Source organism: Methylocystis sp. H62 (assembly GCF_015709515.1).
In the GTDB taxonomy this organism is placed as follows: Bacteria; Pseudomonadota; Alphaproteobacteria; order Rhizobiales; family Beijerinckiaceae; genus Methylocystis.
Map to the genome: position 1 here is coordinate 264375 of NZ_JADNQZ010000056.1, position 5766 is coordinate 270140.

Genomic DNA, 5766 nt, shown 5'->3' on the forward strand with positions numbered 1-5766 from the left:
GTCTTCGGCAATCCGGTGCGCGCCCGCACCGCCAACCGCAGCTTCGATGCGCAATTGCGCCTCAATGGCCGTTTCGACACCGGCACCCTCGCCCACAACGTCTTTCTCGGCCTCGAACATTGGGACTTCTACTTCGGCTACAACAATGACGTCGCCCGCTATGAGGCGGCGCCGCTCAATATCTTCGCGCCCGTCTATTCGCCCGGCGTCAGCTATGCCGGGGCCTATTGGTCGAATGGCGTGGCGCGCGCCATCAGCCGCTCGGTTTATGGCCAGGACCTCATCGATCTGAGCGAGAACTGGCGCATCCTGATCGGCGGGCGCTACGATCTCCTCGCCCAGCGTGAACGCGTCTTCGACCCGCTCGGCGCGCTGACGGGAGAGCCGACATCGAGCCTGAGCAAAGGCGTAAAGGGCTATATTTCGCCGCGCGCCGGCATCCTCTTTCGGCCGAATGAAGAGACGCAATTCTTCGCCGCTTACGGCAAATCGCTCATCCCCAACACCGGCGTGCGGGTCCAAAGCGGCGAAGCGCCGCCGCCGCAGCAGGACACCCAGTATGAGCTGGGCTTGCGGCGCGAGTTTCTCGATCGCAAGATGAGCTTCGAGGTCGGGCTCTTTGACATCACCCGCGACAATGTCGCGATCCCCAATCCGGCCAATCCGAGCGGCTTCTATTCCGTCGTCACCGGCCAGCAGCATAGCCATGGCGTTGAGGTCAACCTCGGCGGCGAGATCCTGCCGAATCTCAAAATCAACGCCGCCGCCACTTTCCTGCATGCGCTCGTGTCGAAGGACGACAATATCCCCTCGCAGCAGGGCAGCGATCTCCTGGGCGCGCCAAGGCGCGTTTACAACTTTTCCGCCAATTACACATTCGATTCGGGCGACCTCAAGGGGCTCGAACTCGGCGCAAGCTACTATTACGCCAGCCGCCTCGAGGCGACGCTGCCCAACACCTACGGCTTCACCCTCGCGCCCCAGCAAATGCTCGGCGCTTCGCTCGCCTATAGCTTCAACGACAATCTCAAATTCGAACTCAACGCCGCAAATCTGACGAACCAATCCAACTGGACATCAAACGGCGCCCTCTATCACGGCGAGCCAACGACCGTCGCCGCCAGCCTCAATTATAAATATTGAACGACAATCCCGCTTCGGACCGCGCGCTCTTCTCCGAAAAGGAAACCCTGAATGTCGCTCGTGCGCCCGGCGTGTCCTGGATGCTTTTCCGACGGCCGTGCAGACCTACAAGCTCACGAGTGACGACCGAGGTTTCCCGCCGATCGGCGTGTCTCGCGAACCCTGGCGCAGCCAACATCGGAGTATCTGGCCGATTTCATCCAGTAGGGGGTGGAGCGAAGCGAATCACGAATGGCCGCGCAACCTGCTCTTTCCGCGCGCCAAGCTGCTGTTTCGAGACGCACTAAAACCCGCAGCGGGACAACGATGCTCCCTCGCCGGCCCATTCCGCCGCGCGCAGTTCGCGGGGGCGGACGAAGGTTAGCGCGAGCAATTCGAGCGCAGCGCGCGTTTCGACCGCGAAACGGAAAACCTGACGCCCCTGGGATGACTTGGGCGAGCGCACGCGTTGATTTGGTGCCCAGGAGAGGAATACAATTCTGACGCCACTATTTTGTTTTTCAATCGATTTTCCAAGGACCGCCGCCAAGAAGGCCATCATAAAGGCCAACAACTTTTCGCCCGAATAGCGATGCCTGCGCTTCCCACGTACACTGATTCTTCCCGGTCACGGGGAGAACGCTATGTCCGACGACGATGCTGAACTCAAATTGCCGGTGATCGACGAGTTGAAGGTAGGCGATCGGCAGTATCAACTGCTGTCACGCAAATGCGCCAGTTGCGACGAAGACCATTATGAGATTTGGCGTTGGTGTGGCGCGTCCTTCGCGCGCTGGCACATGCCGCATGGTTTCAAATTCGACGAGTTTCGCCGCTATGTCGAGTTGGCGGACGAGCAGCTGCTGATGAATTCGGACGATCTGCTAAACGATTTTCACGCGGAGTTGCAAAGGGTCAACACTCCCGATGGGATTAAAGCTGATTGGAGCTACTCATTCCGATTGGTCGAATATGCCCGACAAAGAACGAGCCTTCTCAACCGACTCGGCTTCTTAGACGTCTTGCTGACGAAAGAGCCACTTACCGACACTCACCTAATTGCTCTTCGCGCGGCATTCGAGCTTGGCCACGCGGCCTCCGAACGCCGCTTACTGGCTGAATATGAAGACGCACTCTTCGACGGTTTCGCAATGGCTGAGTGGCGTGAAGCCGGCCTCCCCAAAGCGCGCGAGGAGCGAATTCGTCAAGGCGAACGAACGCGAGCTGAGGTCTTGAATGCTGCCGCCGCTTTGTACGCAAAGGATCCATCGCTCGTTCGAAACGACTCTGAGACAGCTCGGCAGATGTTGAAGATGAACCTGCCGGGACTTCAAAAGGGCAACGGCGTGCAAGTCACCGTCGACGCGATAACCCGCCACCTTCGTGATTCGCGCAGGCACCACAACTAAAATGTCGACACGATTTTCCGAGATTGGGAAAATCAAGAGATATCGCTGACCTTCGGAAAATCGTCTCTGAAATTCCGAAATGAATGATCCATCTTGCGCCGGTCGCATCTCACCAAGACCAGCGGAGTAGGATCGATGTCTGTACAAAACGAAATAACTAGGCGCGGTATGCGTCCCCTGCCCCGCGAGGGACTCCTTCGGCTCTCTTCGATTCTAAGTCCTTCTGGACCGATCCCAGTGTCGAAATCGACCTGGTGGGCTGGTGTAAAATCTGGACGCTTTCCTAAGCCGATCAAGCTCGGGCCTCGCACAACGGTTTGGCGTGTGGAGGACATTCGGGCTCTGTTAGAAGGGACGGAATGAGAGATGCGACGGTATGACTGTCGTCGCGTCAAAAAGCACCGCAGCTACACGGTTGCGGAGGTCGAGAAGCTTCTCGGCGTCCATGCGCACACCGTGCGGCGGTGGATTACGAACGGACTGCGCCTGGTGTGTGCAACACGCCCTGTCTTGATCCACGGCGAAGACCTCCGCTCATTCCTTGCTGAGCGTCAGCCGGCCAAACAGCCGCTCCGGCCCGGGATGATCTTCTGTGTCGGATGTCGCGCCCCGCGAAGTCCGGCCGGCGACATAGCCGATTATGTCCCACACGGCGTTACGTACGGGTCGCTCGTTGGCATCTGCCCGGATTGCGAGTCGATCATCCAGCGTCGTGTGTCCCGGGCACGCATCCATGATGTGCGCGGAGACTTGGACGTGCTCTTTTCCGAACTGTCAATCGGCGCTGGAGTTTGACCCCTTATCGGCGTCCAACATTGACCCCCGTGTTGCGCGCGTCGTGACGGAGGGAGGGCGTAGCCCGACCGGAGTTACGATGCGCGCGGCGGCGTTATCAGGCGCGGTTCTTGAAGCGCCAGCTTTCGTTGCCGGTCTCGACGATGTCGCAGTGGTGGGTCAGCCGATCGAGCAGCGCGGTCGTCATTTTCGGATCGCCGAAAACGCTCGGCCATTCGCCGAAGGCCAGGTTGGTCGTGACGATGATCGAGGTGCGCTCATAGAGTCGGCTGACCAGATGGAACAGCAGTTGGCCGCCGGCCTGGGCGAAGGGCAGATAGCCGAGTTCGTCGAGGATGACGACGTCGAGACGGGTCAGATAATCGGCGAGCCGCCCCTGCCGCCCGGCGCGCGCTTCCGCCTCAAGGCGATTGACCAGATCGACGGTGGTGTAGAAGCGCCCGCGCGATCCGGCGCGAATGCAGCTTCGGGCGATGGCGATCGCAAGATGGGTTTTGCCTGTGCCCGTTCCGCCGACCAAAACGACGTTCCGCTGTTGAGCGATAAAGGCGCCGCCGGCGAGATCGCGCACCAGCCCCTCATTGATCGGCGTGTCCTTGAAGGCGAAGTCGTCAACATCCTTGGCGAGCGGCAATTTGGCGATGGTGAGCTGATATTTGATCGAGCGCGCCTGCTTTTCCGATATCTCGGCCTTGAGCAGGTCGCCGACCAGGCGCTGCGGTTCATGTTTGCGCTTGAGCGCCGTCGCCAATGTCTCGTCATAGGCGCTCCGCATGCCATAGAGCTTGAGTTCCCCCATCAAGTCGAGCACTTCGGTTCGTTCCATGGTCATACGCTCCTGAGCTGATCGTATCTGGCGCAGTCGGCGATCGGGGCGTGGGTCAACCGCAAGGCCGCCGGGGTCGCAATGACCGCGGCGGGTTCGGGATCGCGCCGGCGCGCGAGAATGTTGAGGATGACGTCAGCGGAGTGGACGCCATTCTCCAGCGCCTCGGCGCAGGCGACCTCAACCGCCGCCAAGCCGTCCGTAAGCACGGCGGCGAGAATGGCGACCATCTGACGATCGCCGTCGTCAGACCCGGCGAGCTTGCGGCGGACGCGCTCGAGCGCGCCAGGCAACAGCCAATCCTTGAACGGCGCGCCATTCCTCAGCGCGCCGGGCTTTCGCGCTAAAACGGGGACGTAATGCCAGGGGTCATAGATCGTCTCGCCGCGCCCGAAGCAGCGGGCGTGTTCCGCGACAATCCTGCCATCCTGCCGAATGACGATGCGATCGGCGTAGGCGTGGATCTCGACCGGGCGGCCGACAGCGCCGGCGTTCACCGAGTATTTGTTGTTGTCGAAGCGGACCAGGCACGTCTTCGACACGGAAGCCGGCAGCGCGTGGAATCCGTCGAAGCGGCCGCGATAGGGAATGAGCCGGGGGCGCTCCTCCTCGAAGACCTCCCAGACGGTTCTGTCGGCGCGCTCCGGATGGGAGTGCGCCTTGGCGTAGGCGATGCATTTATCCATCAGCCAGGCATTCAGTTCGTCGAGGGTCTTGAACCGCAGACGCGGCGTGAAGAAGCGCTCGCGCACGAGGCCGACCTGATTTTCGACCTGTCCCTTCTCCCAGCCCGACGCCGGCGTGCAGGCTACAGGCTCGACGAGATGGTGCGAGCACATTTGCAGGAAGCGGCGATTATATTGCCGGTCCTTGCCGACGAAGATCGTTTCGACCGCCGTCTTCATATTGTCGTAGACGCCCCGGCCGCAGGCGCCCTTGAAGAAGGCAAAGGCACGCTCATGCGCGTCGAAAACCATCTCCTGTGTCTCGCGCGGATAGGCTCGGGCGATAAACATCCGGCTGTGACAGAGCCGCAGATGCGCGACCTTCACGGTCATGGTCACGCCATTCATCAGAACGATTTCGTGGCTCCAATCGAACTGGTAAGCCTCGCCCGGCGCAAAGCTCAGCGGCACAAAGGCGCTCGTCGTCTCGCTGGCATGGTCTCGCGCCCAATTCCGCGCATAACGCCGCACCGCGTCATACCCGCCGTCATAGCCAAGCGCCCGCAACTCTTCGAACACACGGATCAACGTCAGCCGCTCGCGCGCCGGCTTTGTTGCATTCTCCGCGAGCACTCGGTCGATCTCCGCCTTCCAGGCGCCGAGCTTGGGACGCGGCTGAATCTCCCGCTCGTAGGAAAACGACGTCTCGCCTGATCGCAGAACCTTGCGAACCGTATTGCGCGATATCTTCAGATCACGGGCAATCTCCTTGATCGACTTGCCCTTCTGGAAATGCTCCCGCCGAATCCGGCCAATCGTCTCCACAACAAGCATCCCCCACCGCCCGCTCGATGCCAAAGCGGGCAGACCTGCAAACAGTTCAGATGGGGGTCAATTTTGGACGCCGATCCCCCGGCTTAGGGGGTCAAAATTGCACGCCTAAACACAC

6 protein-coding genes and 1 pseudogene are annotated in these 5766 nt (G+C 60.6%); 4 read left to right on the top strand and 3 right to left on the bottom strand.

Annotated features, from left to right (window positions below):
• Positions 1-1143, top strand: a 1143-nt coding sequence (locus tag IYY11_RS15300) for a TonB-dependent siderophore receptor (RefSeq protein ID WP_196404616.1), incomplete at its 5' end; no start/stop codon positions are given.
• A gap of 283 nt (positions 1144-1426) precedes the next feature.
• Here the strand turns inward: IYY11_RS15300 and IYY11_RS22445 are convergent.
• A complete protein-coding gene (locus IYY11_RS22445; RefSeq protein ID WP_210331387.1) occupies positions 1427-1693 on the bottom strand; it encodes a hypothetical protein in 267 nt (88 codons plus the stop codon).
• Positions 1694-1766: 73 nt separating this feature from the next.
• Here IYY11_RS22445 and IYY11_RS15310 point away from each other — a divergent pair, with 73 nt between their 5' ends.
• The 3 genes from IYY11_RS15310 to IYY11_RS23880 all read left to right on the top strand — a co-directional run bounded on the left by IYY11_RS15310 (position 1767) and on the right by IYY11_RS23880 (position 3326).
• Positions 1767-2531 carry a hypothetical protein gene (locus tag IYY11_RS15310; protein ID WP_196404617.1) on the top strand — a complete coding sequence of 255 codons (765 nt, stop codon included), beginning with the start codon at positions 1767-1769 and terminating at the stop codon, positions 2529-2531.
• A gap of 168 nt (positions 2532-2699) precedes the next feature.
• Entirely contained in the window at positions 2700-2894 is a 195-nt protein-coding gene (locus IYY11_RS15315) for an AlpA family transcriptional regulator (protein ID WP_196404618.1), read from the top strand.
• 3 nt (positions 2895-2897) lie between these two features.
• Positions 2898-3326 (top strand): helix-turn-helix domain-containing protein, encoded by a 429-nt coding sequence (locus tag IYY11_RS23880; RefSeq protein WP_196404619.1) that lies wholly within the window; start codon positions 2898-2900, stop codon positions 3324-3326.
• Between the two features lie 97 nt (positions 3327-3423).
• Here IYY11_RS23880 and istB read toward each other — a convergent pair whose 3' ends face one another.
• Positions 3424-4152 (bottom strand): IS21-like element helper ATPase IstB, encoded by a 729-nt coding sequence (istB, locus tag IYY11_RS15325; RefSeq protein ID WP_196404620.1) that lies wholly within the window; start codon positions 4150-4152, stop codon positions 3424-3426.
• A pseudogene (istA, locus tag IYY11_RS15330) lies at positions 4085-5651 on the bottom strand (IS21 family transposase). The gene istB and the pseudogene istA overlap by 68 nt, the downstream one beginning before the upstream one ends.
• Positions 5652-5766 lie beyond the last annotated feature (115 nt).